General features: G+C 36.8%; 33 protein-coding genes and 2 pseudogenes. 32 read left to right on the plus strand and 3 right to left on the minus strand.

Annotated elements, in window-relative coordinates:
- The 7 genes and pseudogenes from ABD010_RS07945 to ABD010_RS07975 form a co-directional block, all read left to right on the plus strand.
- Nucleotides 1-162, plus strand: a pseudogene (locus ABD010_RS07945) (NADP-dependent oxidoreductase); the annotation flags it as partial.
- A 42-nt stretch (nucleotides 163-204) separates the two neighbouring features.
- A complete protein-coding gene (locus tag ABD010_RS07950) occupies nucleotides 205-1,134 on the plus strand; it encodes an NADP-dependent oxidoreductase (RefSeq protein ID WP_343811877.1) in 930 nt (309 codons plus the stop codon).
- Between the two features lie 47 nt (nucleotides 1,135-1,181).
- Nucleotides 1,182-1,451: pseudogene (locus ABD010_RS07955) on the plus strand (aldehyde dehydrogenase family protein); the annotation flags it as partial.
- A gap of 198 nt (nucleotides 1,452-1,649) precedes the next feature.
- Nucleotides 1,650-2,288, plus strand: a complete 639-nt coding sequence (locus ABD010_RS07960; protein WP_343811879.1) for an SDR family oxidoreductase — start codon at nucleotides 1,650-1,652, stop codon at nucleotides 2,286-2,288.
- Nucleotides 2,289-2,411: 123 nt separating this feature from the next.
- Entirely contained in the window at nucleotides 2,412-3,533 is a 1,122-nt protein-coding gene (locus ABD010_RS07965; protein WP_343811881.1) for an NADH-dependent flavin oxidoreductase, read from the plus strand.
- Between the two features lie 648 nt (nucleotides 3,534-4,181).
- The gene (locus ABD010_RS07970) at nucleotides 4,182-4,757 is read left to right on the plus strand and encodes a hypothetical protein (protein ID WP_343811883.1); all 576 of its coding nucleotides are present in this window, start codon (nucleotides 4,182-4,184) and stop codon (nucleotides 4,755-4,757) included.
- 701 nt (nucleotides 4,758-5,458) lie between these two features.
- Nucleotides 5,459-5,599, plus strand: coding sequence for a Spo0E family sporulation regulatory protein-aspartic acid phosphatase (locus tag ABD010_RS07975; protein WP_343811928.1), 141 nt, complete (start codon nucleotides 5,459-5,461; stop codon nucleotides 5,597-5,599).
- Nucleotides 5,600-5,913: 314 nt separating this feature from the next.
- Here the strand turns inward: ABD010_RS07975 and ABD010_RS07980 are convergent, their stop codons facing one another.
- Nucleotides 5,914-6,459, minus strand: coding sequence for a CBO0543 family protein (locus tag ABD010_RS07980; RefSeq protein WP_343811884.1), 546 nt, complete (start codon nucleotides 6,457-6,459; stop codon nucleotides 5,914-5,916).
- A gap of 283 nt (nucleotides 6,460-6,742) precedes the next feature.
- Here ABD010_RS07980 and ABD010_RS07985 point away from each other — a divergent pair, with 283 nt between their 5' ends.
- The 24 genes from ABD010_RS07985 (at nucleotide 6,743) to ABD010_RS08090 (ending at nucleotide 22,156) form a co-directional block, all read left to right on the plus strand.
- Entirely contained in the window at nucleotides 6,743-7,585 is an 843-nt protein-coding gene (locus ABD010_RS07985) for a nucleotidyltransferase (protein ID WP_343811886.1), read from the plus strand.
- Nucleotides 7,586-7,729: 144 nt separating this feature from the next.
- A complete protein-coding gene (locus ABD010_RS07990; protein ID WP_343811888.1) occupies nucleotides 7,730-7,912 on the plus strand; it encodes a DUF4177 domain-containing protein in 183 nt (60 codons plus the stop codon).
- Nucleotides 7,913-8,132: 220 nt separating this feature from the next.
- Nucleotides 8,133-8,741 carry a TetR/AcrR family transcriptional regulator gene (locus ABD010_RS07995; RefSeq protein WP_343811890.1) on the plus strand — a complete coding sequence of 203 codons (609 nt, stop codon included), beginning with the start codon at nucleotides 8,133-8,135 and terminating at the stop codon, nucleotides 8,739-8,741.
- Between the two features lie 188 nt (nucleotides 8,742-8,929).
- Nucleotides 8,930-9,883: an SDR family NAD(P)-dependent oxidoreductase gene (locus ABD010_RS08000; RefSeq protein WP_343811892.1), complete on the plus strand. Its 954-nt coding sequence runs from the start codon at nucleotides 8,930-8,932 to the stop codon at nucleotides 9,881-9,883.
- Between the two features lie 388 nt (nucleotides 9,884-10,271).
- Nucleotides 10,272-10,571: a DUF2089 family protein gene (locus ABD010_RS08005; RefSeq protein ID WP_343811894.1), complete on the plus strand. Its 300-nt coding sequence runs from the start codon at nucleotides 10,272-10,274 to the stop codon at nucleotides 10,569-10,571.
- Nucleotides 10,571-10,855, plus strand: coding sequence for a hypothetical protein (locus ABD010_RS08010; protein WP_343811896.1), 285 nt, complete (start codon nucleotides 10,571-10,573; stop codon nucleotides 10,853-10,855). The genes ABD010_RS08005 and ABD010_RS08010 overlap by 1 nt, the downstream gene beginning before the upstream one ends.
- Nucleotides 10,856-10,878: 23 nt before the next feature.
- Nucleotides 10,879-11,580 carry an ABC transporter permease gene (locus tag ABD010_RS08015; RefSeq protein WP_343811898.1) on the plus strand — a complete coding sequence of 234 codons (702 nt, stop codon included), beginning with the start codon at nucleotides 10,879-10,881 and terminating at the stop codon, nucleotides 11,578-11,580.
- 3 nt (nucleotides 11,581-11,583) lie between these two features.
- Nucleotides 11,584-12,495: an ABC transporter ATP-binding protein gene (locus ABD010_RS08020; RefSeq protein WP_343811900.1), complete on the plus strand. Its 912-nt coding sequence runs from the start codon at nucleotides 11,584-11,586 to the stop codon at nucleotides 12,493-12,495.
- Between the two features lie 63 nt (nucleotides 12,496-12,558).
- Complete coding sequence (locus ABD010_RS18335; protein ID WP_390350972.1) at nucleotides 12,559-12,819, plus strand: sigma factor; 261 nt, start codon at nucleotides 12,559-12,561, stop codon at nucleotides 12,817-12,819.
- A 428-nt stretch (nucleotides 12,820-13,247) separates the two neighbouring features.
- Nucleotides 13,248-13,601 carry a VOC family protein gene (locus tag ABD010_RS08025; RefSeq protein WP_343811901.1) on the plus strand — a complete coding sequence of 118 codons (354 nt, stop codon included), beginning with the start codon at nucleotides 13,248-13,250 and terminating at the stop codon, nucleotides 13,599-13,601.
- A gap of 636 nt (nucleotides 13,602-14,237) precedes the next feature.
- Complete coding sequence (locus ABD010_RS08030; RefSeq protein ID WP_343811903.1) at nucleotides 14,238-14,417, plus strand: hypothetical protein; 180 nt, start codon at nucleotides 14,238-14,240, stop codon at nucleotides 14,415-14,417.
- Nucleotides 14,418-14,550: 133 nt separating this feature from the next.
- Nucleotides 14,551-14,811, plus strand: coding sequence for a hypothetical protein (locus ABD010_RS08035; RefSeq protein WP_343811905.1), 261 nt, complete (start codon nucleotides 14,551-14,553; stop codon nucleotides 14,809-14,811).
- Nucleotides 14,812-14,948: 137 nt separating this feature from the next.
- Complete coding sequence (locus tag ABD010_RS08040; RefSeq protein ID WP_343811906.1) at nucleotides 14,949-15,410, plus strand: GNAT family N-acetyltransferase; 462 nt, start codon at nucleotides 14,949-14,951, stop codon at nucleotides 15,408-15,410.
- Between the two features lie 118 nt (nucleotides 15,411-15,528).
- Nucleotides 15,529-15,660: a hypothetical protein gene (locus ABD010_RS08045; protein ID WP_343811908.1), complete on the plus strand. Its 132-nt coding sequence runs from the start codon at nucleotides 15,529-15,531 to the stop codon at nucleotides 15,658-15,660.
- A 41-nt stretch (nucleotides 15,661-15,701) separates the two neighbouring features.
- Nucleotides 15,702-15,989 (plus strand): DUF5694 domain-containing protein, encoded by a 288-nt coding sequence (locus ABD010_RS08050; protein WP_343811910.1) that lies wholly within the window; start codon nucleotides 15,702-15,704, stop codon nucleotides 15,987-15,989.
- Between the two features lie 8 nt (nucleotides 15,990-15,997).
- On the plus strand, nucleotides 15,998-16,282 hold the full coding sequence (locus tag ABD010_RS18340) for a DUF5694 domain-containing protein (protein WP_390350976.1): 285 nt from the start codon (nucleotides 15,998-16,000) through the stop codon (nucleotides 16,280-16,282).
- A gap of 176 nt (nucleotides 16,283-16,458) precedes the next feature.
- Nucleotides 16,459-16,917, plus strand: a complete 459-nt coding sequence (locus tag ABD010_RS08055) for a carboxymuconolactone decarboxylase family protein (protein ID WP_343811912.1) — start codon at nucleotides 16,459-16,461, stop codon at nucleotides 16,915-16,917.
- 63 nt (nucleotides 16,918-16,980) lie between these two features.
- The gene (locus ABD010_RS08060; RefSeq protein WP_343811914.1) at nucleotides 16,981-17,676 is read left to right on the plus strand and encodes a Crp/Fnr family transcriptional regulator; all 696 of its coding nucleotides are present in this window, start codon (nucleotides 16,981-16,983) and stop codon (nucleotides 17,674-17,676) included.
- A 308-nt stretch (nucleotides 17,677-17,984) separates the two neighbouring features.
- Entirely contained in the window at nucleotides 17,985-19,880 is a 1,896-nt protein-coding gene (locus ABD010_RS08065; protein WP_343811916.1) for a heavy metal translocating P-type ATPase, read from the plus strand.
- A gap of 116 nt (nucleotides 19,881-19,996) precedes the next feature.
- Nucleotides 19,997-20,524, plus strand: a complete 528-nt coding sequence (locus ABD010_RS08070) for a Dps family protein (RefSeq protein ID WP_343811918.1) — start codon at nucleotides 19,997-19,999, stop codon at nucleotides 20,522-20,524.
- A 21-nt stretch (nucleotides 20,525-20,545) separates the two neighbouring features.
- Nucleotides 20,546-20,755, plus strand: coding sequence for a heavy-metal-associated domain-containing protein (locus tag ABD010_RS08075; RefSeq protein ID WP_343811920.1), 210 nt, complete (start codon nucleotides 20,546-20,548; stop codon nucleotides 20,753-20,755).
- Nucleotides 20,748-20,915: a hypothetical protein gene (locus tag ABD010_RS08080; protein ID WP_343811922.1), complete on the plus strand. Its 168-nt coding sequence runs from the start codon at nucleotides 20,748-20,750 to the stop codon at nucleotides 20,913-20,915. Before ABD010_RS08075 ends, ABD010_RS08080 begins: the two co-directional genes overlap by 8 nt.
- Nucleotides 20,916-20,952: 37 nt before the next feature.
- On the plus strand, nucleotides 20,953-21,297 hold the full coding sequence (locus ABD010_RS08085; protein WP_343811924.1) for a hypothetical protein: 345 nt from the start codon (nucleotides 20,953-20,955) through the stop codon (nucleotides 21,295-21,297).
- Nucleotides 21,298-21,466: 169 nt separating this feature from the next.
- Entirely contained in the window at nucleotides 21,467-22,156 is a 690-nt protein-coding gene (locus ABD010_RS08090) for a Crp/Fnr family transcriptional regulator (protein ID WP_343811926.1), read from the plus strand.
- Between the two features lie 60 nt (nucleotides 22,157-22,216).
- On the opposite strand, the gene ABD010_RS18345 is transcribed toward ABD010_RS08090, so the two are convergent.
- Nucleotides 22,217-22,285: a hexameric tyrosine-coordinated heme protein gene (locus ABD010_RS18345; protein ID WP_390350979.1), complete on the minus strand. Its 69-nt coding sequence runs from the start codon at nucleotides 22,283-22,285 to the stop codon at nucleotides 22,217-22,219.
- A gap of 326 nt (nucleotides 22,286-22,611) precedes the next feature.
- Entirely contained in the window at nucleotides 22,612-23,535 is a 924-nt protein-coding gene (locus ABD010_RS08095) for a carbon-nitrogen hydrolase family protein (protein WP_174613721.1), read from the minus strand.
- 103 nt (nucleotides 23,536-23,638) lie between these two features.
- Between ABD010_RS08095 and ABD010_RS08100 the strand changes: the two genes are divergently transcribed.
- Entirely contained in the window at nucleotides 23,639-24,529 is an 891-nt protein-coding gene (locus ABD010_RS08100) for a LysR family transcriptional regulator (RefSeq protein ID WP_174613720.1), read from the plus strand.
- The last annotated feature ends 232 nt before the right edge of the window (nucleotides 24,530-24,761 follow it).

The following is a 24,761-nucleotide window of genomic DNA, read 5'->3' on the forward strand; positions in this document are numbered from 1 at the left end:
TTCAGTGAAGGTATCCGAGATCTTTCAAGCTGGTTAGCCGAGGGGAAACTGAAATATGAAGAAAATATTGTGGAAGGATTTGAGAACGTACCAGAAGCTTTTCTCGGGTTGTTTAAAGGTGAGAATCTTGGCAAGCAACTTATAAAAGTCGATGGGGAATAACGAATTAGGAATAAGGAAATGCATGATGAAGGAGGACCCAAATTGAAAGCAGTTATTATTGAAAATTACGGCGGGATTGATGAGTTAAAGTATACGGAAATAGACGAACCAAATTTGAAAGACAATGATGTTTTGATTGAGATAGCAGCTACGTCCGTAAACCCTGTTGATTGGAAAATACGTGAGGGGTATCTGAAAGGAATGCTGGATTATAACTTTCCGCTTACTCTCGGTTTGGATGCCGCAGGAACAATAAAAGAGGTAGGAAAAAAAGTGACGAAATTCAGGGTCGGAGACAAGGTATTTACCCGGCCGGATATAACCCGTAATGGAACTTATGCGGAATATGTAGCTGTTGATGAAAACCTTGTTGCAAAAAAACCGGAAAATCTATCTTTTGAAGAAGCTGCATCAATTCCGCTTGTTGGATTAACATCGTGGCAATGTCTTGATGACTTTGCTGACATCAAACAAGATGACAAAGTGTTAATTCACGCTGGGTCAGGGGGAGTTGGAAGTTTTGCCATTCAACTCGCAAAATCCTTGGGTGCCTGGGTGGCAACGACTTGCAGCACGAAAAATGTTGAATTTGTAAAATCGCTGGGGGCAGACAAAGTTATTGATTACCGCAACGAAGATTTCACACAGGTTCTTGCCGATATGGACATTGTGTTTGATACGCTTGGCGGTGACATCCGGACGCAAAGTTATGATGTGTTAAAAGAAGAAGGTGTTCTGGTTTCTATTGCTAGTCAGCCTGATCAGGAATTAGCCCAAACGAAAAAGGTGAAAGCGGGGTATGTTTTCCTTGAACCTGATGGTGAACAGCTTGCCAAGATTGGGGAAATGACTGAACAAGGAAAGATCCGCGCAAATGTAGGGACAGTTATGAAACTTGAGGAGATTCAAGAAGCCCACCGATTAAGTGAAACACATCATGCCAAAGGAAAAATTGTCCTCCGTGTGGGGTAAGGGAAGTGGACAGATTTTACAAACGACTTTTTTCAGAGTAAAGGAGTGACATCGCCAACGATTCACCGTATGGCTTAGGCGGAGCCGTCCATTCTTATTCCTTAGAACATGGGGTAAACATCGCTAGAAGACTTCATACCGGTATGGTTCATGTCAATGATCAATCCATTAATGACGAGTCCCACGTCCCGTTTGGCGGGGAAAAAGAATCAGGCCTTGGTCGATTTAATGGGGACTGGGTTCTTGACGAATTCACAACAGTACAATGGGTATCTGTCCAACACGAAAGACGCGATTATGGTCCTTATTTTAATTAAGGGCTAGCTTGGTAAAATAGAACAAAAGTTCAATACTGCATCCATACTTGATGAATTCGGTATTGATAGCATATAAAAGATTGCTTAATGGAATTGATTCGATTGTTTAATCCTTTTAGAGAAGACAAATTTAAATATTAGGGATGAAAAGTAATCATCAGTTAAAGCTGTGAAATTATTAGATGAGGAGCTGTTTGCATGAAAGTATTAGTGATCGGTGCATATGGACAAATTGGACAACATATTTTATCTGTCCTGGACAAGAGCGAACATCAAGCGAAGGCGATGATTCGCAACGAAAATCAGGCGAATGAACTAGAATATTTAGGGGCGGAGATTGTTGTTGCTGATTTAGAACAGGATTTTTCTTATGCTTTTGAAGGTTGCGATGCGGTGGTTTTTACCGCTGGTTCCGGTGGCCATACCGGTCCAGAAAAAACGGATTTGGTAGATCGCCAAGGTGCTATGAAGGCAGTGAATGAGGCAGAAAATAATCATGTAAAGCGTTTTATCATGGTCAGTTCGATGAATGCTGATACCCCTGATAATGGTCCGGAGTCCATGAAATATTATTTCAAAGCAAAAGGCGATGCGGACAAAAACCTGCAATCCAGTCATTTAAATTATACCATTCTCCGTCCCGGAAGGTTATTAAACGAACCTGCCAATGGGACCATTACCGCGGCGGAACATATCGAAGACCGTTCTAACGGCATTCCGCGTGCTGATGTAGCGCAGGTTGCTGTCACTTCACTAGATACAGAAAATACATCCCATCGGGTGTTTGAAATTCTCTCAGGCGATGTTCCGATTGAAGAGGCACTAAGGAATGTCTAAGGAATTTGCGAGTAATGAAAGTATTTATATGATTTGCGATTGGTTGTTTTTATTATAGGAAGGTACATTTATTTTTGGAAATAATCTTTTTTAAGGTGAAGTTATAAAGGGGAGGCAAAAACATTGAATGACAAATACCAGCTATTATTTGAATCCTTTTCTTTTCCAAATGGTACCCGATTGAAGAATCGTGTGGTCATGGCCCCCATGACCAACTGGTCCTCAAATTCGGACGGAACGGTTTCTGATGATGAAGTGAAATATTATAAACGTCGTTCAAAAGGGGTCAGCATGGTCGTCACAGCCTGTGCCAATGTGACAGCAGGCGGCAAAGGCTTCTCCGGCGAAATTGGCGTGCACAATGATGATATGATCCCGGGATTAAGAAGGTTGGCGGCAACGATTCAAGATCAAGGCGCCAAAGCGGTCTTGCAAATTTATCATGGTGGACGGATGTGTCCACCGGATTTAGTCCCAAATGGGGACATTGTCAGTGCTAGTGCAGTTCCGGCAGGAGAGAACGAACCGGTTCCCCGTGCATTAGAGGATGGCGAAATTAAGGAAATCATTCATGCGTATGGGGAGGGCGCTCGTCGAGCCATTCAAGCCGGATTCGACGGGGTTGAAATCCATGGAGCGAATGGATACCTGATCCATCAGTTCTTTTCTCCTCATTCAAATCATCGTGACGATCACTGGGGTGGAAGCCTGAAAAAACGAATGAACTTTCCACTGGCTGTCATTAATGAGATCCAGAAAACCGTGGGTGACCACGCAAAAGATCCATTCATCGTGGGGCACCGGCTTTCTCCTGAAGAACCCCAAACCCCGGGTATTACAATGGCGGACACGTTGGAATTTGTCGATGCTTTATCCGATCAGGAACTGGATTACATTCATGTTTCACTAATGAATTTTTGGTCCCGTCCTAGACGAGGCTTGGAAGATACACGTTCACGCTTAGACATCATCCAAGATCGTGTAGGGAACAAAGTCCCTGTTGTCGGAGTAGGCTCCATCTACTCAGCCAAGGATGCCCGATCCGCAATCCAAAGCGATGTCCCTTTGCTAGCTTTAGGACGCGAACTTATTATAGATCCTGACTGGGTAGGCAAAATCGAACAAGGAAAGGCTTCCGACATTGAGACCATTTTAGATACAAATGGTCAGGTTCGGCTGGTCGTACCGAATCCTCTTTGGAAAGCGATTATCCACACCCCTGGATGGTTCCCTGGTGTCTATTAACAGATTTAAATCCTTTCTTCAAAAAGCCACCTATAAAAAGGTGGCTTTTCATAACGACATTATACTCACAAACTGTATATTTTACTGGCATTCTGGTAGATCCCTTATCCAGTTCTTCAGCCGTTCAAGATATCCGTCGACATACCTTCTCTCGAAGAGCGTCTTCAAGCCTTCGTTCTGCCGAATCAACTGGCTTCATACCTCAAGAATAGATGCACTCAGGATTTTCACGAGATGAATTCGGGAAACGTGGCTCCGTCATTTCCACCCTCCGTTGTAAAGTTGGAATTAATTTGAAAATTCCCATCATTTCGCGCTTCAAAGTGTTTATAGCAGAACTTGTCGCGTCGCCCGTTGCCGAAGATAGGTAATCAATTTCAGTATTATTGTATGGCTACCAACTTTGTTGTTAAATGACTGACTTGGATGTTACACGACAACAATAACCATTATGGAAGGTTTTCTAAAAGAAATTTACGATGAATGGTATTAAGATAAAAGTATTCTTCAGCTAAAGGGCGCAAGTCAAGAATAACTATTCGCATTTGTTTTTATGCTTTAGGTGTTTTTGTTAAGTAACTTCGGAAAGCAAATCACTGGATACAAGGGGGAAAATGATTATGATGAAACTTCTAAGGGGAAACCGTTATGACAAAGAAGAGTAAGCACAGTAAACGCAAAAATCAAAAAAATAAGAACAACTTTCACAAGCAAATTAAGAATGTATTTGTGGCGGAAGGATTTTATAGCACTTATACGTTTTTTACATTAGGAAAAAAACTTTTCATTTATTCATCGCTTAACAATGAACGCGTTTTTGAGATAACAGAGTTGGAACATAACCAACAACAATTACGTGAAAACCTATCTATACCTGAGGTTTTGGAAGTAATTCATCGGAAAACTCAAAATCAATTGAGGGATTTTCAACAATATTTTCTACCAAGCATGAAAGATATACATGAAGAATTCTGGGATGAAATATGTCATGAACAGGAAGAATCCCTTTCTGAAAAGGGGAAGAAGATGTTGGATATTGCTGTGAGATCAGAAAGCGATTTGTTGGATGAAAACGGGGAATTGATATTGGAACAGCCTCTAACCTATAATTATTTCGGGGTCCCTGTCGCTTATGGTGAAAATGATCGTCAATGGATTGATTATCATATGTCACAAGGGAATTTTGAAGAAGCATTAAATATTCACAGGGCATACTTTGAATAAAGAATAAAAATCACAAATCAAACCAGCTTCTTCACAGGCTTAAACAATCGGGCGCAGTTCCGGAATAAAAGCAGCGTTAAAATTGCCATTGTAGAGCCATATTGTGGAAAAAATAATTATGGATTTTCATAAAATTTGCGATTATCGTTTTATGGCTAAAGAAGTATAGGTTGAGTAATACAAAATCTAATTAAGATAGCTTAATCAAACCTAGAATTCGTTTCAAGTTGTTTAATTATTATAGTTCCAAAATCATGCAGTATATTAATAGAAAAGTTGTAAATAATAAAAAGGGAGTTAGCTTATACTCCCCCTCTACAAGCCCCGTTGTATGCGGGGTTTTTAATTTCTAATTAAAATTAGAAATAGACCCTTTTATACAAGTGAAAAAGGATTAATTGTCCTTAGAAAAAAATAGTCGTATTAACCTACCCGAAATGTTTACAGAATAATTTCTCGGGTATTTAGTACTAAGTTATCTCTTGCTGCAAGGAAAAATAACAAATAAAGGAGGAAAAAGAAAAAAGGCTACCTCGATTATAGGAGCATTGATACAAAGTAATTTTTAATTAGTTTTATTTCTTCGCTTCACGGATTAGATTCAACAAAAGTGAGGAGAAAGTACGGGATAACGAATCAGATCCAATAAAAGCGGAGAGGGAGTATAATATATTTGTGGAATTACCGAACTAAGAAAACAAATAGAAGCAACAAGAAATAAAATGTATAAAATATATGAAGAGAATCCGAAAGACCCAGAGATATTATGTATTTCTCAAAAATTGGATGTGTTATTAAATAAATATGACCAATTGCGTAAAAACACAAAAAACTCCACGTGATGGAGCATTTGTATTTAGTATTCATTTGGTTTATGTTTAATATCTCCATGTGAAACTATGTCCAGTATCTCTTTGATTGTTGTTGAGGTATTGGACGCTTTTTTATGTAATCATTCAAGGTGTTGTTCGATCATTAAACTGTTTCAATACGTAAAGGCGAGGTTCACTTTATTGCCTTAGTGAAGTGAACAGCAAACTTAACACTATGGAAATGCATTTTATCTTAATTTGTCGTGATCAAAATTACTGTTATAATGCTATTTTAACTTTAGCATAGGATTTAAAAAACATTGGCTGATACTTAAGTTGGTACATTAGTCATTATTAACCTTTGGAATTTTACTCATCTGATAAGAAAGGATAAATATAATATATAAAGAAACAAATGAGTAAACATAATGCCAATTGATTATTGAAAAAATACCAATAAGGTTTAATAGTGGAAGTCCGATAAATGAAACTAATAAAGAAAGAATAATCCCTTTTAAATAAACATTGGTATTGGGATATAATTGGAGTGTAAACATTATTAGTATAGGAATAACAAAGAAATTCCATGGTATGTAATTTGAGGCCATCGGTAAAAATTCATAGCGATAATTAAACATGCCAAAGAAAAGGTATGTAGTATCCAGAAATGCAGATAAAATTGCAGCAGTCAAGCCAGTTAGTAATAATTTTACTGTCAAATTTTTATTACGGTATTTTATCCATAAGATAAGAGGAACAATTGACAGCAAAGCGCCAAACCACCAATGCCAGTCAAATAATACATATTCTTTCCAAATGTTTAACTTGTCATGATGGATATTTAGTAATTGATTATTCACTTTTTTTGCTAAATCCGGATATTGATTCATAGATACCACCCTTCGATATCTAGTGTGTGCATTAAAAAATGTTTTATACAGAGGAAAAAGTACTTAAGCAATTATTCGTACATTTTTGACATCAATTGATATTTTGGTTTCAGTTGTCGGTACATATTTGATGGAAATGATTATAAGGCAATATCAACTAATATTACGAAAGGTTGTTCCGCTAACGGGCGCTTATCTCTAATAAGCATTGTACCAGTGTTGCATCATAGGGACATATTTTCGAATAAACACAATCAAAAAAAGAAATGGGGGATTTTAGATAATGACCGAGATTAAAGAAATAGGATCCTTATGTTCTTTGGATGAAAAAGGCTACATAATAAACGAGTCTGATTCTGAAAAAATTAATCATAAATTTCAACAAGCAATCCAGCGAATAAAAGAGAGCTGCCTTTATGTTTTACCAAGGGAAATTCATAGTATTTATATAAGGGGATCTTTGCCAAGAGGATCAGAGATTGAAGGTGTATCTGATGTTGATGTAATAATAGTAACCTATTCGGATCCTCAAAATATTGACCTTGATTGGGTGGAAGAGACTGAGCAACTCATTGACCAAGAGTTCCCTTTTATAAATGGAGTAGAATTAGGATTCTGCCCCTTAAGTGAGGTAAAGGAAACCAAATATTGTTCCATGATTCCTTTTATTTTAAAGACCTATGGTATTTGCGTTTATGGTGATAACCTAATAAGCAAACTTCCTGATTATAAACCTGACAGCTCCCTGGCAAACGAACACCTCATTCATTTATCATCTTTGATTGATAAAGCCAGGAATGATTTAACGGGAAATGACGACATTGAAGACATTAAGGATTGTTGTTCATGGATCATGAGAATTATTGTGAGGGCTGGACTCGCGCTTGTCATTGTTCAAGAGCAGTCGTACACAAGAGACCTATTTCCAGCATTTAAACTATTTTCAAGACATTATCCTGAAAAAGAGCAAGAGATGAAAACAGCGCTTTGGTACGCGATCAATCCCTTATCAAATCCGGTAGAAATATTGAAATACCTAGATAGCTTTGGAGATTGGATGGAGTCAGAAACAGAGAACTGGCTCAAGGTTTATAATCCAACAAAAGAAATACATCTTCCACTTTGACAGGGTGCCCACTATTCATTAAACGGGCGCGCTTCCGGAACAATTTTATTCTTGAAGCGGGCCATTTAACGGAATAAAAGAAACTTTTCATATGGCCAATTCGTAAGAGTAAGAAAGCTCGATTAAACGAAAGGATGGTTCAAGATGTATGAGTATGAATTTGTTAATATTAAAAATGACTGGCATGGCAAGCCTAAAGAAAATGAGGAAGATATTATAAAAACGTATGCAAAAGATGGATGGCGATTACATTCAATTATTCCACTATCGACAACCACTGGCGGGACAACTAATTTAAAACTTATTTTTGAAAAAGAAACTTATTAAAGAGAATAGTTTTATCTGTAAATGATTAACGGAATTTCGGTATACCGCAAACGGGCGCTATTCTCTAATAAGAATAGCGCCAATATCGCATATAAAGGCCATTTTGCGGAATAACACTTAGTGAAAAAAAAACCGCATAACGTGAACAGAGGTTGCTGTAACATCGTTTGTGATATAATTAATGACATGTTGCATCAATATGTATGGGAAGGGATTAAAAATGGATTCTGAGCAAAAAAACGTGTCCAGCACAAACCGTGGACGACCAAGAAGTGAAACGGTGCATCGCAACATTTTGGATGCAACGTTGTCATTACTTACCGAAGTCGGTGTCGAAAAACTAAGCATAGAAATGATCGCTCAACGTGCAGGTGTTGGTAAAACTTCAATTTACCGAAGATGGGTGAATAAAGAAGCTTTAGTGCTCGATGCACTTGAACAAGTAAAACCCGAATTAAACCTATCAATCAAAGATAATCTTCACGATACCTTATATGAAATCGCGGATAGTTTTTTTGAACAAATGAATACACCGCTTGGTAAACAGATGCTCTCAGTGCTTGTTTCAACCTTATCAGGTAGCTCCCAAATATCTGAATCATTCTGGGAAAAACACTCCCTGCCAAAGACCAAGGAAATTTCAAGTATCATTGATCATTTTCGACTAAATGAAGGGCTAAGCGATAATGTTAGTGATGATCTGGCTTCAGATTTATTAAATGGTTATGTCATGTATCTGTTATTATTTAAACCCCCATCCAAGAATTTCGATTCCTCGCTTAAAAGAGGTATTGAATTAATCGTTAATGGTATGAGAAAATCTGATTAAAGGTCTTGCGCAAAACCGTGCAAGACTATTTTTGTTGACAATGACGATACGGTACCCGATTTTGATTAAACTTTGTTTTAAACCAACACTAATTATTTTTTAAACGTGCCTAAAGCAAGTTTTTTTATTGTCAATTGTGATACGGTGTGGTATCGTATCATATATATAAAGATGAGGAGGCGTAATATATGGTGAATGCAAGTAAAACGGTAATCATTACTGGGGGAAATACAGGATTAGGGTATGAAACCGCTAGGGCAATAGCAATGGAAAAGAGAGATTGGCAAATTATTTTAGCTTCACGTAACAAAGAAAGAGTGAATGCCGCTGTAAGTGAATTGATCAAAGTTACTGGAAATCAACATATCACAGGAATGATTGTAGATTTAGCATCTTTTGCATCTATTCATTATTTTGTATCAGAGTTTAATCAACTTGACTTCCCGCCGTTACACAGCATTATTTGTAATGCAGGAATTCAATTTACAAAAAACGAATCGACGCTTGATGGAATCGAAGGTACATTTGGAATCAATCACCTTGGACATTTTCTATTAGTTAGATTACTTCTTCCCCAAATTCAAAAGCATGGATCTATCTTAGTGGTAAGTAGTGATACCCATGACCCCAGTAAAAAAACGGGAATGCCACAACCCAAATATCTTCACCCAAGTATAATGGCTGATCTGCAAAAATCTGATAAGTCATTAGAAAATATCCCCTCATCCAAGAGAGGGCAAGTGCGTTATACTACTTCAAAGTTATGTAATCTGTATTTCAGTTATGAATTAGCACGGCGAATTGAAAAGGCTAAACTCTCTATAAGTGTAAAAGCATTTAATCCAGGTATGATGCCTGGAAAAAAATCAGGTTTAGCTAGAGATTATAATGGGATGATGAAATTCCTGTGGAATAATGTCTTTCCTTTAATGCGTTATTTTCACCCAGGTATTCGAACGACGAAACAATCAGGTAAAGATCTTGCAAATTTAGTATTGGATAATAATCTCGCCGGATTAAGCGGCAAGTATTGGGATGGTCCAAAAGAAATTACATCATCTAAAGATTCTTATAATGTAAAACGAGCGGAAGAATTATGGGACTGGAGTTCTAATGTTCTAGAATTAGAGAAACAAATATAAGAGTCCATTGTGCAACTCAACTCAATCAATTGTTTGGAAATAGCCAATCCAAGGCCGTTAGCTATTGATGGAAATGCAATCCTGTGGCTTTGAAATAAAGTCACGACGTTTATAAAAATGTTGCGAAGGATTACCCCTTTGGATATGATGATTCCAAAGTGTATTTATACGAAAAACAATATTCAGTAATCGGGCGCATTTCCGGAGCAAGGACTATTGCTTTTTTTAAAAAAAGATAGTTTCTTATAGAATGGCTGAATCCAGAGCATGGATTTAGTCTTTTTTTATGATTATTAATATACTTTTTATATATTATTTAATTTTATTTATTTTATATTTAACTTTATTTAAATATATGTTAAAGTATTTTTAAAGAAAGGGTGAGAAGATGGATGTTAAAGATGTACCAAATTGGCTATTGTCTTTAGATGTGGAAGACATTGAGTTTGTTAAAAACTTTATTATGAATTCAGGTTCCCTAAAAGAAATTGCCAAAGTATATGATGTTTCATATCCTACAGTACGAATAAGGCTTGATAGGCTAATTCAGAAAATACAGCTAAGTAATGCTGTTGAAAACGAGGATTTTGTCAAATTTATAAAAAGTCTTTCCATTGATGATCGTGTAAGTGTTGAGGATGCAAAATTAATTATTGAAAAGTATAAAAAGGAAAGGAATGAGAAATAATGGGTGACTTTTATAATGTTTTTATTTATGCCGGTATATTGGCTGTTCAATACTTTTTATCAACTAGAAATAGTATTTATTGGGGCGCAATTATACCAGTAGCTTATACTGTGTTTTTATCATGGTTGTTTGTAACAAACCGTCTTGAAAGTGCTATTGGCTTCATCCTCATTCTGCTAGTAGGAATGCTATTCCTTATCGCGGAATGGAGCGGGGGCAGGAAACATCTTCAGGCGAAAAGGAAAAAGGAATTAGATAAAATGAAGACCCATGATATGAGATAGTTACGGAAGAAAGGAACGATAATATGGTATATGTATTAAAACAAGAATTTATTGATGCATTTAAGAGTGTACGATCCATTTTAATACTATTATTTATCACATTTGTATCATATCAGTCAGCTAAATTTTTTGATAGCAATCAGGACATAATTAATAAATTTATTGAAGAAAGTGGAAATGAAGTGGGATCAGTTTATACAGCAGCAATTAGGTTGATAGTATTGATATTTGGATTTTTATTTGCTTTTGCCATTTCACATGATTTGATTAATCGGGAATTGGAAATGAAGACTATAAGATTGCTTGTTACAAAGACATCGAGACTACAAATTGTGCTTGGTAAATTCCTGGGTGCTTTATTATTTTGGGTTGTTACCATATCTATTTCATTCGGGGTTATATCCTTGATTACAGGTGCCTGGTTTATCAAAGATTACTTTCAGACTATGATCTTTTTATTTTACATAGTAAGCTTTGTTTTATTCATTTCTACGGTTATTCCGAAGACAAAGCTGACGATGTTTTTAGGAATCTTTTTAGGAATTTTGATGCCAATTATCGGATTATTAACAGCTTTTTCAAATAAGTGGTATTTCATTCCATTTAAATATCTATTGCCTTATCGTTACTTGGATGGATCCATTAGCATGTCACTTATTCCCTTGGTTATCGGTGTTGGTTATATTTCAATAAGCATATTTTCCGTGAATAGAAAGGATCTGTAACATATGGAAATCATTAAAGTAAAACAACTGACGAAACATTATGGGGAAACAGCTGTTTTAAAAGGGATTGATCTAACCATTCATCAAGGCGAGGTGTTCGGATTTGTAGGACATAATGGAGCAGGAAAATCCACCTTAATCCACATTTTAACCGGAATTATAAATAAGAATGCCGGTTCATTCGAAATATTAGGAAGTCCAGCCAACCAGCTGAACCAGGTGAAAAAGCGAATTGGTGTAATGCCTGATATTTCTAATCTTTACGACAACATGAAGGATATTGATTTTTTACGTTACATGGGGGAGCTTGTAGGTGATAACGGAAGTAAAAAACAATATCTATCTCTCATGAAAAGCATTGGACTGGCAGGTTCGGAAAGAAAGAAAATCAAATCCTATTCATTTGGGATGAAAAAGAAAATAAGTATTGCACAGGCACTATTGGGAAATCCCGAATTAATTATCCTGGATGAGCCGACATCTGGAATCGACCCGGAATCAGCTATAAATATCCGAAACTTGATAGCCAAGCTGCAGGAACAGGGCAAAACCATTTTTCTAACATCACATAACCTTGATGAAATTGATAAGATAAGTGACCGTGTCGGTATCTTAAGTGATGGTATCATCACGGAATTGGGGACACCACGGCAGTTAAAAGAAGAATCAGAGGAAGGAATAAACATTGCTGTTCGAACAAAGCCGACATTGCAAAAAGAGCAAATCAAGACATTATCAAAAAAGATTAAAGTAGACATAAAATGCATAGCCATTAAGAGAGAATATACCCTACTTCAAGTATCTTCAGATGATGACATGCCGGCACTATCAAAGGCATTAATTGACTCGAATATGCATTTATATGAGATGAAAGTGGAGCACCGCTCGTTGGAAGATGTATTTATGAAGGCTTGATTCCATAGAGGTGATTGTACGTATTGAAAAGTATGAATGTTCAACAAGGAAAGTATGGGGTAGATGGAAGAAATAAATCATCGGATAATACGAAAGGTTAAAAAGGGGAACCGTAAAGCATTTGGCCAACTTATTGATTTCTATAAGCAAAATATTTATCAAATTTGTGTTAGTAGGATAGGCAATGTATCTACTGCAGAAACCATTGCGAAGGATGTTTTTCTATACGTCTATTTCAACATCGATGGTTATGATATGAATAAGAAGTTTTCATTATGGCTGTATAGTATTACCGTGAACAAAATCATGAACTGTTCTAAATGAGTAAGACATGTCCGTTCAATTCGTGGGAGCATATTCCAGTATAGCATTCCGCTGGATTTTGAAACCGGAATACTATTTAAATCGTATATTTTAATACACCGTAAAAGGGAGGTTTACAGACCTGTTAGGTAAAGGAGTTGATTATTGCTTTGGAAACTTTATTTGTTATTCTAATCTTTTTATTAATACTTGGGCTGTGCTTTTTATTAATGTATTGGGGTGTAAGGGAAATATATAAAATAATATCTCATTCAAAATATAATAACGATAAAGAACTAATAAAAGAAATATATTCATTAAAACAGCGTGTAGACTCACTTGAAAGAAAGCTTAATAACAAATAAAAATATTAGTAATAGTTATTCCGTAAACGGGCGCCTATCTGGAATAAGAATCGGCGTCCTATCTTGCGAAAATGGAGGGGTTAAATGGATGGCGTATTAGGTGTGGAAGAGGTGCTGTTTTTCGTAAATAATGTCCAGGATGCGAAACAATGGTTCATAGAATTGCTTGGCAAAAACCCTTATTTTGATGACGAAAATTATTGTGCTTTTCATTTAGCTAATGCTACTGTGGGATTACATCCAAGCGATGAGAAAGTATCATCTGGTGTTGCCGGACAAGTTACATACTGGCGAGTGTCAGATATTAAGAAAACCATCGCACACTTTGAATCTCATGGGTGTCGCTTGTTTCGCGGGCCGATTTTTGGAATAGATAAAGTGTGGATATGCCAACTCATTGATCCTTTCGGTAATGTATGGGGGTTGGTGGAGAAATAACCTCTAAATGATTTCATCATTGTTCACCAATCGGGCGCTGTTCTGGAATAAAGGCAGCGTCCAAATTGCCATTTTAGGGCCAGATAAAGGAATAAAGTATTGCTCTAATGATGGAACTTTGAAATAATGCTGTTAATCCAAATGATGGAATTTCAGTGTTATTTTTAATAAACGGAGGTAAAAGTATTAGAACAGCGATTCATACAACCAACATAATTTTGCTTCTTGGCTTATTAGTATTAGGGTTTTTTATGTTCTTCGGATTACATTTCGTTCCTCAAAAAGACCCTTACATAGCTGAACACATAAGTATTATTCTGGTTTATGTTATATGGGTGATAGGTTACTACCTACAAGTTAAACAATCAACTGTGAAAAACTTCATAATTATTCTAGCAGTTTTCTTATTAATTCAGGCACTGAACGTTTTTTTCATGTATTACGTCATTACGTTTTTTGAGTTTTTCTTAGAATAGAATTATCATGCCGGTTACTTTTGACATACTGGATATCTTAAATAATAAAGCAAACGGGTGCAGTAATCGAATAGATCTGTCCCTTTAAATGGTCCAGATTGTAGAACAAATATTATAATGCTAAGTTATAATCAAATGTTTAAGAAAGGATGTATGAAATATGTCTATAGGCGTTATTTCCCTAGCATCGATGTTTATATGGATTGTAGTGATTTATGAATTAATTAAGCCTTCAAAGGAAGTAAGTTGGCGAAAAACTATACCTTTAATGTCTGTAGGTTCTTTGCTGACATTAGTATTGACCGTTCAAGCCTTTCAAAACATTCCTTTTTTTAATTAGTTTTTTGTTGCTGTGTCTGCGATACCAGCCAATAATAGAAAAGACAATTCCAGTATTGGGCACATTTCCGTAGTAAGGAACAGTGTCCTAGCTTGTGGAAGCGAACACTGTACTAAGGAGGGTTAATAAATTAATGTCAGTTATCTTATCTGTTGTTTTAATAATTGTTCTTATTTTTTCCATGTATGCTGTGGTTCAGAAAAGAAAAAAGGCTGGTTTAACGGGGATAAAAAGTGCTTTAACGCCAATTTGTTTTTATCTTATTGGGGTAATAAACCTTTTAGCTTATTGGTTCAATTTTATGGGATTAGTGAATTGGTCTATTAATATGATTTTGTTGATTTTAGGTGCTTATTTTACAAAATATATGCCTGTCTCCGAAGACAGAAATTAAGCAATATCAGCTACAAAAAACTATTCCATAATCGGGCGCAAGAACGAATTGACTTGCGCCCATTATTGATTTCTAGGTTCATTTAATTGAACAACGATTTGGTATAATTATTTAACAAGGGGATAAAGGGGGATTGGATGAATATTAGACTTGCTAAAACAAAAGACATTTATCAATTAATAAATATGAGATGGGATTTTACAATTGAATATGATGAAAGTAAAGAAAAAGAATCATACGATGATTTTAAAAAGGAATGTCGTTCTTTTTTAAATGACGCACTTAATAGTCGTCAGTGGTTTATTTGGGTAGCTGAGGAGAATGAAAAAATCATATCGCATATCTACATAGAACTAATACATAAGGTACCACGTCCCGGTAGAATAACATATCCATTTGCGTTTATGACAAATGTCTATACTATTCCGGAATACAGAAATAAAGGTGTTGGAGGTAAAGTATTAAGTTCAGTTAATAAATGGGTGAAGGAAAACAATTATGAATTTGTTATCGTGTGGCCAAGTGAGGAATCCATTAATTACTATAAGAAAAAAGGTTACGTTCATTGTACGGAGCCAATGGAATATTTCCCGTATTAAACAATCGGGCGCTTTTCCCTAATAAGGAAGAGCGCTCATATCGTATTTAAGGACCATATTTCGGGATAGCTAATAAGTTTTTGTAATGTTCAAGTATCAATGTGCGAGGGGGATTAAAGTGAACAAAAAAACCACTTTATTCATTTTGGGGACTGATCATTTAGATAATCCAAATAACGGAGATATGTTTATGCCTCAGAATGAAGATATGCGTAATAAAAAAGACAAAACGAAATTAGACATGTTGTAGATTGTCTGAAAAAGTTTAGCCCAACTAAAATTGCGTTGGAAGTGTTAACTAAAAGCCAAAGTAAGTTAAATGAAAATTACCAGTCCTTTTTGAATGGAAATTTTAAGTTGACTTCGAATGAATGCTATCAAATTGGATTTCAATTAGCTAAAGAGATGAATCATAAAGAACTTTTTGCAGTTGATTGGAACGATAATATTGATGGAGTACCGGACTTAGGAGTTTGGGCCGAGCAAAACACATCTGGCATTTTTGAAGATGTTGTTGAAAAAGGAAAACAATTAACATTGGAGTATGAAGATTATTTAAAAAATCATACAATACAATAAGTGAGTATTTGCTTTTACTGAATGATAAGGAAAATGCCAAATCTAATCATGAAGTTTATATGAAACTTGCTTTAATGGGTACTCAAAGCAATCCGGTTGGTTCTAAGTGGGTAGCGCAGTATTGGTATTATCGCAATATGATCTTTTATAAGAACCTTGTAAATCTGATAACTTCCGGCGACGATAGAATTTTTGTGTTATATGGCGCAGGTCACCTGTACTTACTAAAACAGTTTTTGATAGAAAGTAATATATTTAACTTGAAAACTGCGCATGACTACATAAACAACTGAATATCAATTGTTGAGTTATTCCCCAATACGATCGGGAGCCTATCTGGAATAAGCATTTCGTCCTTTCTCGTCAATTAGACATATTATGGTATGATTCAGGCTGATATATTACCATTTGTTCGTGAGAGAGCGTATTATTGAGATGAAGAATGTATTATATCAGAGGAGGGAGTTAAATGGAAGCTCGCTTGGATTATTATTCAATAGCGCCGGAAGCAGCAGGGATTATGGTGGAGTTTGAAAAGTATATCCATTCAACAGATCTTGATTCAACACTTTTGGAATTAGTCAAAACACGTGCGTCACAAATCAATGGATGTGCTTTTTGTCTGGATATGCATACAAAGGATGCACGAGCAAATGGGGAAACAGAGCAACGGCTTTATGGCTTAAATGCATGGAGGGAAACCGATTATTACACCGGAAAAGAACGTGTGGCTTTAGCACTGACGGAAGTAATTACGGAAATATCGATACATCATGTGTCCGATGAGTTATACAATGAGGTAAGGGAACAATTTAATGAGAAGGAATTTGTTGACCTGGTATACGCAATAAATACGATCAATAGTTGGAATCGTTTGGCCATTACAATGCGTGCTGTTCCAGGTGAATATCAGCCAAAGGAAAGATAATGAATTGTTAAGGTAATTTAGATTATGAACTACCATTAGGTTTCAATTATGGGGTGAGAAGCCATGGACAACAAGGGTAATCAAATAAACGTTATGCAATTATGTGTATCAAAGGTTCCCTTTTTTAATCATTTGACAACGAAAGAAATGCGTAAAATTGTAGATAAAAGTAGACACAGGAATTTTAAAAAAGGGGAAAGCATTTATCGTGATGGCGATCAGTTGGAATATTTGTATATTGTACACCGGGGGCGTGTGAAAATATATCAGCTGTTTGAGTCCGGAAAAGAGCAATTATTGCGTATCTTGGAGCCTGGAGAATTCATGGGGGAGTTAGCATTGTTTGCCGAAAAAACACTGGACAGCTATGCGGAGGCAATGAAAGACACGGAAATATGCACCATTCACCGAGATGACATGCAGGATTTGATGCGGGAATATCCTACAATAGCTGTAAAAATTCTCGAGCAGTTTAGTAATCGGCTAGATAAAACAGAAAAACTCGTCGGACAGCTAAGCACTAAGGATGTTGAAACACGTCTTGCTGGCTACCTGCTAGAACTCGCTGATGAGAAAAGCAGCCCGGGTATCGTACTGCCGATGAGCAAAAAAGATCTTGCATCCTATCTGGGAACAACTCAGGAAACTATCAGCAGAAGGTTATCCAGTTTCCAGACAGACGGATGGATAGAGCAGAAAGGACATCGCAACATAAAAATATTGGATAAGGATGCGCTTTTCGAGTTGTTATCCGAATGACATTCTGTTTTAAATATATACTATTTCTCAGCAAAATTTGGAGAGAATTAATTTTTCCTTCAAATAAATGGCTACAGAAAAAACCACCTAAATTCCATAGGTGGCTTTTTTTGTGATTTTGATTGTAAACATCGTAAGATCCTCCCAGTACCAAAGCTGCTGACCTACTACCAGTACATTGATAAATAAGAACTTACTAACGATTTCACAGAACTTGACGCTGGTCAATTTAATTTCGAATCGCATCTATTATGATTAATTCATAAAGAAAAATAAACCAATTTTGAATAAAAAAGGAGATGATGAAAATGACTCAATGGAGTCATAAGCATAAAAAACAGATCACATTTTTATCTGGAGCACTATTAATTCTGGCACTCATCACAAATTTCGCAGGCTATGATACCATCAGACAAGCAATTTTAATCGTCACGACTATTATTGCCGGTGTACCTATCTTTATCAAAGCTTATCAGGCACTAAGCATGAAAGCATTCAGCATCGAACTTTTGGTTTCAACCGCTGTAATTGGCGCCCTGTTCATTGGTGAATACGTGGAATCGGCAGTTGTTACTTTCCTGTTCCTATTTGGAGATTATTTGGAAGCACGTTCCTTACAAAAAACACGTTCCTCCTTAAAAGAACTTATCGATATGGCACCACAGGAAGCAACTATTGTCCGGGACGGCGACATAATGACCATTTCGGTGGAAGATGTTGTCGAAGGGGATCATGTTATTATCCGCCCTGGGGGAAAAGTTCCGGTGGACGGCAGTATTGTGAAGGGGCAAGCTTCCTTGAACGAAGCTGCTGTTACCGGCGAATCTGTACCCACGGCTAAAAGTGAGAAAGATAGGGTTTTCAGCGGAACGATTGTTGATAATGGCTACATTGAAATAATTACAGAAAAAGTCGGTGATGATACAACCTTTGTGAAAATCATCGAGCTGGTGGAAGAGGCGCAGGAATCCAAGTCCAAAACCGAGAAATTCCTGGACAAATTCGCCAACTTTTATACACCAACCGTTGTCGTATTATCTGTACTCGTTTATCTGATCACATGGGACCTTCACTTAGCAATCACCTTTCTCGTTGTCGCCTGCCCTGGTGCTCTTGTCATTGGCGCTCCTGTTTCTAACGTAGCCGGAGTCGGTAATGGTGCAAAAAATGGCGTACTCGTTAAAGGTGGCGAAGTGATGGATAAGTTCTCCAAAGTGGACACCCTTGTTTTCGATAAAACCGGTACCCTTACTAAAGGAAAACCGGAAGTAACGGATGTTCAAACCTTTGGGGATATAAAAGAAGATGCTTTACTACAGCTTGTCGCTCAAGCAGAAACCATTTCAGAACATCACTTGGGACAAACGATTGTAAAAGAAGCCCAAGCACGAAACATCACCCTGGATCTGGAACCGGAAGATAGTGAAATCATTAAAGGAAATGGAATCTGTGCCACATTGGAAGGACATGTAATGGCAATTGGAAACCGCAAGCTCATGAAGGTGGAAGCAATTGAAATTCCAGAAGAGGTCGCTGCTTATGCTGTAGATCAGGAAAAAGCAGGGAACACCGCCATTTTTGCAGCCGTGGACGGAAAAATTGCCGGTATCTTCTCCATCGCAGACCAAATCAGGGAAGATGCACCAAAAGCATTGACAGAAATGAGAAAAAACGGTATCAAAAAAATTGTGATGCTGACAGGCGACAACAGGCATACAGCAAAACTCGTTGCCAAACAATTGGGGATCAATGAATTCCATGCCGAATTACTGCCTGAAAATAAAGTGGAATTTGTAAAACAATTAAAAGCTTCCGGTCATGTCGTCGCAATGGCAGGCGATGGAATCAACGATGCGCCGGCAATTGCAACTGCTGATATCGGACTCGCGATGGGAGAAGGCGGGACAGATATCTCTATGGAAACGGCAGATGTAGTATTGATGGCAGATAAGCTAATGCAACTATCCCATGCCTATTCCTTATCAAAAGCAACCATCCGCAACATGAAACAAAACACATTCCTGGCAGTCGGCATTGTCTTTGTTCTGCTTGCCGGTGTATTAGCAGGCACCGTTCATTTGGCATCCGGAATGTTTATCCATGAAGCAAGTGTCCTAATCGTTATCCTGAATGCAATGCGGCTAATCCGATTTGGCCGTAAAGATAGGATAGAAGAAACAAACCTGGAAGTAGCTACTGCATAAGGTCACGATCCAGCATTGTTTTTGACAAAAAAGAATTTAAAATTTGACCTGCGTCAAAGAATGAAATGCAAAAGCTTTTTATAATAAAAGTATAGAAAACAAAGGAGTGATTGGTTATGGCAACTGTACAGGAACATGAAAACCATCAACATGAAGGACACGAGAACGATCATCACCATGCAACAACTGTGTTTTTCGTGAACCATATAATAGCAAATTTAGGTGTTTTGAACGTCAAACTTCATCAATATCACTGGAATGTAAAAGGACCAAACTTTTTTACATTGCATAAAAAGTTCGAGGAAATGTATAACGAGGCAAATCAGTATTTTGATGAATTTGCAGAACGACTAACAGCTGTAGCTGAAAAGCCATATGCCACTTTGTCGGAATACCTTGAACATGCTTTTATTACAGAAGAACCTTATGATGAAAAAATAACAGCAGAAGCTATGGTGGAAACACTGGCAGATGATTACCGGACGATTCGTAATGTCACGATAAAAGCTTTGCAGCTGGCTGTAAAAGAAGAAGATCGGGTAACCGAGGAAATGCTGGTAAATTATAAATCTAGGTTAGATAAAACCATTTGGATGCTACAAGCTTTCCTTGGAAAAGACGCTTTGGAAGATGAAGAAGAATAACAATTAAAGGGGAGATTCACTATGACAACAGTAAAATTTCAATTAGAACCATTAACATGCCCATCCTGCATTAAAAAGATTGAAGGTAAATTAGGTAAAATGGAAGGTGTTAAGGAAGCAAAGGTTTTATTTAACTCCAGTAAGGTGAAAGCAATCATTGATGAAGACAAGGCTAATGAAATGGAATTAAAAACTATTATAGAAAAATTAGGGTATCCAGTGATTGCATAGAAGAAAGATTTCAAAATTAATACTCAATAATGGTGTAATAGGTAAAATTTATGTCACTACTGAAAGGGAGGAAATATTGATGAATGATGAAATACTGTCCATTGATCAGATGATTAATGAAGGCGGATATGTGAACACAGATCCCGAGGATTTAAATTGATTTTTTAACATTAAAATGGGGAAGGGCAGGGATATAAATGTTTATTTATTCCGGGATGACATTAAATTATTTTATGGAGGACTATCTGTATATTTTTATTTTAGCCGTTGTCACATTCGTTTTATCAATATTATTGCGGGCGCTGACTGTTACAGCTTTGCAGGGTGCATTGCTGCTCGCATATAGTATAACGGAAGGTGGTATAATACCAGCAGTTCTTGCAGGATTGCAGATACTCATTACGATCCTCACTCTATACAAAATATTCAAAGCGATAAATATGAATTACCTGCTTGTTCTTGAAAAAACGCATGAAATCAGCCCCAACCTGATAACAGATGAACACAGAGGAAGTCGATTTTCGTTTTGGAATACAAAGTGAAAAAATGGGTATATGGTTCGTCCCCAAAAGGGGTTGGCGACCTTTTTGGGGAGTGGACCATCTACAATTTCTTTCGCTGTATCTAAATAAAGAATGCGTGATTAATATCACAAATTACGTTTAAAAACTTGACATAATGGCGAAAGTATAAGAGGGAGTGTTGTATTATATGGAACCATTGTTACAGCGGTTAACCGATAAAGACTACAATTTACTGCTTATGAACTCCAGAAAAATGGATGTTAATAAAGGAGAGACCATCTATAACGAAGGAGATATGGTCGATTATTTTTATTTTATACATACTGGCGAAATAAGACTTTTCAAACGAACCGGTCCGAACAAAGAGCTGACCATTTTTACCCGTGGGGAAGATGATGCGTTTGGCGAAATAGGTATTTTCAGTGGACTGAAATATTCCAATATTGCCGATGCCATTATTGATTCCGAATTATATTGTATGGAGAAACGGACATTGGAAAATATATTGACAGATAACGGTGGGCTGGGACTTCAATTTACCAGATGGGTTGCCGAATCACTTGAAGCAAGTAAAGCAAAAATCCGTGATTATATTTCATTTGGATCAGAAGGTGCCGTTGCATCTGTTTTTATAAGATATTCCAACATGTATGGTGTCGTAAAACCAGACGGCGTCTGTATTACGGAACCTATTATGATACAGGATATCAGCAAGCATATCGGAATTTCGCGGGAAACAGTAAGCCGGATCGTGAATAAGTGGAAAGAACGCGGTATTATCGACAGTGATAATAAATATTATATGCTGAAAAAAATGGACTATTTTAAACAGTTGCTCGTCTGTGAACAGTGCGGTGTTGAAAACTGTGTATTGTAAAGGGCCTGTCTGATTGGAAAATCATCTAGGCCTTCGTCAACATTATATTCTGAATATGATTTACTTCCAGTAGTTATTTGCAGCGGCAATCGTTTGAAAATGAATGGCAATGACTTGTGATGCGTATATTCCCGATTGCGCCTATCTTGAACAAGGTAGGTGTCTTTATTTTGTGAAAATAATTGAACTGGATTAATTGTTTTGGAATAATTGGTATTAAGCAAACGGGCGCAGTAATTGAATAAGAGTTACGCTTCAATCACTGGATATTTATGTTGATGTTGGTGTGAGATTGTGAAGAAATGTACTTAAAGGGGAGTTCAATAAGAAAACCTATAATTTTTTGTAAAGGTTTAAAACGGAAAGTGCCTAAACCTTTAAGCATTGATTATACAATACTTGGGCAGGCACCCGAATCAATAAACATAGATATATATTAACAGCCAAAAGGGAATCTATTGCTTTTCTTCATTTACGACTAATTGGAACACATCTTTTCGATCGTAATGTCCAACTACATCAAAATCAAAATGACCACGTGTGATGTCGTCTAAATTCAGAGTAGCATATAGTATTTCTTCTTTTCCAAATACCGGCTCTACTAAAAATTCTCCAAGTGGATTTACGATGCAACTGCCACCACGAGTAATTTCATAAGGCATTTTTTGCATTTCCTCTGTTGCTATTAAATCTTCTTCATACATATCCTTTGTACTATATTGATTGCAAGATAAAACAAAGCAACGTCCCTCAATCGCAATATGCCGCATGGAAGCAAACCAAGTATCACGTGAATCAGCAGTTGGTGCAATATAAATCTGAATACCCTTTTCATACATAGCGGCACGCGCTAGAGGCATATAGTTTTCCCAACAAATAAGGGAACCAATTTTGCCATATGGTGTATCAAATACAGGGAGCGTACTGCCATCCCCTTCACCCCAAATAAGACGTTCACTGCCCGTTGGTTTTAGTTTTCGATGTTTTCCCAGCAATCTTCCGTCTGGACCAAAGAAAATCGCTGTGCAATAGAGTGTGCCACTACTTGTTTGTTGGTCACGTTCAATGATGCCAATAACAGTATAAGCACCTGCTTTTTTCACCGCAGCACCTAATTGATTTGTTTCGGGACCAGGTACTGTTATGGCATTTTTTGCATAACGTAAAAAGTCATTGCGTCCACTCTCCGAACGACTTCCAACCACTGCCCCAAAGCTCATCCCACGTGGATACGCTGGAATATATGCTTCTGGAAAAACAATAATATTGGCTCCTTGTTCCCCAGCCTCTTTGATTAATTTTATTGCCTTGTTGATACATTTCTCTTTATTCATTACGATTGAACCTGCTTGAACGACACCAACTTTACATGTTGACATCTGAATCCCTCCTGTTTCCTAAAAGTGTAAGAGGAATCGTTTATAATGTAAAATATATAATAATCATATTGAATATGCCAAAAGGGAATAATGGGGGAATACGATGAATTTACGAGACTTCGAGGTATTTAAAACAATTGTGGAATGTGGAAGCTTTTCAAAGGCAAGTGAGCAGCTATTTATCGCACAACCATCCCTATCTAAAACAATTCAAAAGCTAGAGAAAAAACTTAGCGTAACACTCTTTGAGCGTTCTAATCGGATTATTCGTTTAACCGATGAAGGTCAGCTTGTTTATGAAAAAGCGATTACAATGCTACAGCAAATGAAGGAGTTAAAAAAAGAGCTTGAAGATATAAATGAACATCTAAATGAAAATATAAAAGGGCATTTAAAAGTCGGGCTGCCGCAAATTATTGGTACCTTTTTCTTTCCACAAGTGGCGAAAGCTTTCTCAAAGAAGTATACAGAGGTTACACTTGAAATTGTCGAAGAAGGAGGTTTAAATGTAGAAAAGCTTGTTGAAAAGGGTGAAGTCGATGTAGCTTTTGTCGTGATACCAACCCAAAGCAAGGAACTAGAAGAACAGCTTATTTTTGAAGCACCGTTTGTTGCCTGTTTACCTAAAAGTCACGTTTTAAAAGAGGAACAGCAGATTACACTTGCACAACTGCAACAGGATGATTGGATATTGTTTGATACTACATTTGCCTTGAGCCAAGTGGTTTTAGAGAGTTGTCGTAAGGAGAATTTTGTGCCGAATATTGCATATAGTACAACGCAGTGGGATTTATTAATGGCATTAGTTCGTGATGAACTAGGAGTAGCTATTATTCCAAGTCCTTTAACCGAAATGTGCTCACAGAATCTTTGTGTCAAAGAAATCAGTAGTCAATATATCCCTTGGAAAATTGGCATCGTTTTAAAGAAAAATCGTTATAAAACACGTGCTTTGAAGGCTTTTTTGAAAATAGTGTCGGATGTATACAAATAAGATTGTGAAATAAAAAAATTATTGAAGTTAATATTAACTATTACCTAATCGAGGAATGGTCACAATTCTTAGATGGTTTTTTATCATAGGGATTAATAAGCAACAGAAGTTGTTCTTTAATTGCGTTAGCTTAAGAACCTTGATTTGACTATACCGCAAACGGGCGCCATACCGGAATAAGAAGTGATACAATGAATATAAAAATATTTAATATTTTGAACCTATTTGTGAA

The organism is Virgibacillus siamensis (genome assembly GCF_039522605.1).
Lineage (GTDB): Bacteria > Bacillota > Bacilli > Bacillales > Amphibacillaceae > Lentibacillus > Lentibacillus siamensis.

Coding starts and splice junctions, on each gene's coding strand:
- ABD010_RS08000 (WP_343811892.1), top strand. CDS start 8,930: ATGGTGAATGCAAGTAAAACGGTAATCATTACTGGGGGAAATACAGGA.
- ABD010_RS07980 (WP_343811884.1), bottom strand. CDS start 6,459: ATGAATCAATATCCGGATTTAGCAAAAAAAGTGAATAATCAATTACTA.
- ABD010_RS08040 (WP_343811906.1), top strand. CDS start 14,949: ATGAATATTAGACTTGCTAAAACAAAAGACATTTATCAATTAATAAAT.
- ABD010_RS08010 (WP_343811896.1), top strand. CDS start 10,571: ATGGGTGACTTTTATAATGTTTTTATTTATGCCGGTATATTGGCTGTT.
- ABD010_RS08025 (WP_343811901.1), top strand. CDS start 13,248: ATGGATGGCGTATTAGGTGTGGAAGAGGTGCTGTTTTTCGTAAATAAT.
- ABD010_RS18335 (WP_390350972.1), top strand. CDS start 12,559: ATGGAAGAAATAAATCATCGGATAATACGAAAGGTTAAAAAGGGGAAC.
- ABD010_RS08020 (WP_343811900.1), top strand. CDS start 11,584: ATGGAAATCATTAAAGTAAAACAACTGACGAAACATTATGGGGAAACA.
- ABD010_RS08030 (WP_343811903.1), top strand. CDS start 14,238: ATGTCTATAGGCGTTATTTCCCTAGCATCGATGTTTATATGGATTGTA.
- ABD010_RS08070 (WP_343811918.1), top strand. CDS start 19,997: ATGGCAACTGTACAGGAACATGAAAACCATCAACATGAAGGACACGAG.
- ABD010_RS08065 (WP_343811916.1), top strand. CDS start 17,985: ATGACTCAATGGAGTCATAAGCATAAAAAACAGATCACATTTTTATCT.
- ABD010_RS08015 (WP_343811898.1), top strand. CDS start 10,879: ATGGTATATGTATTAAAACAAGAATTTATTGATGCATTTAAGAGTGTA.
- ABD010_RS07970 (WP_343811883.1), top strand. CDS start 4,182: ATGACAAAGAAGAGTAAGCACAGTAAACGCAAAAATCAAAAAAATAAG.
- ABD010_RS08060 (WP_343811914.1), top strand. CDS start 16,981: ATGGACAACAAGGGTAATCAAATAAACGTTATGCAATTATGTGTATCA.
- ABD010_RS08035 (WP_343811905.1), top strand. CDS start 14,551: ATGTCAGTTATCTTATCTGTTGTTTTAATAATTGTTCTTATTTTTTCC.
- ABD010_RS08005 (WP_343811894.1), top strand. CDS start 10,272: ATGGATGTTAAAGATGTACCAAATTGGCTATTGTCTTTAGATGTGGAA.
- ABD010_RS08100 (WP_174613720.1), top strand. CDS start 23,639: ATGAATTTACGAGACTTCGAGGTATTTAAAACAATTGTGGAATGTGGA.
- ABD010_RS08090 (WP_343811926.1), top strand. CDS start 21,467: ATGGAACCATTGTTACAGCGGTTAACCGATAAAGACTACAATTTACTG.
- ABD010_RS07990 (WP_343811888.1), top strand. CDS start 7,730: ATGTATGAGTATGAATTTGTTAATATTAAAAATGACTGGCATGGCAAG.
- ABD010_RS07960 (WP_343811879.1), top strand. CDS start 1,650: ATGAAAGTATTAGTGATCGGTGCATATGGACAAATTGGACAACATATT.
- ABD010_RS08095 (WP_174613721.1), bottom strand. CDS start 23,535: ATGTCAACATGTAAAGTTGGTGTCGTTCAAGCAGGTTCAATCGTAATG.
- ABD010_RS08085 (WP_343811924.1), top strand. CDS start 20,953: ATGTTTATTTATTCCGGGATGACATTAAATTATTTTATGGAGGACTAT.
- ABD010_RS08055 (WP_343811912.1), top strand. CDS start 16,459: ATGGAAGCTCGCTTGGATTATTATTCAATAGCGCCGGAAGCAGCAGGG.
- ABD010_RS08075 (WP_343811920.1), top strand. CDS start 20,546: ATGACAACAGTAAAATTTCAATTAGAACCATTAACATGCCCATCCTGC.
- ABD010_RS07995 (WP_343811890.1), top strand. CDS start 8,133: ATGGATTCTGAGCAAAAAAACGTGTCCAGCACAAACCGTGGACGACCA.
- ABD010_RS07985 (WP_343811886.1), top strand. CDS start 6,743: ATGACCGAGATTAAAGAAATAGGATCCTTATGTTCTTTGGATGAAAAA.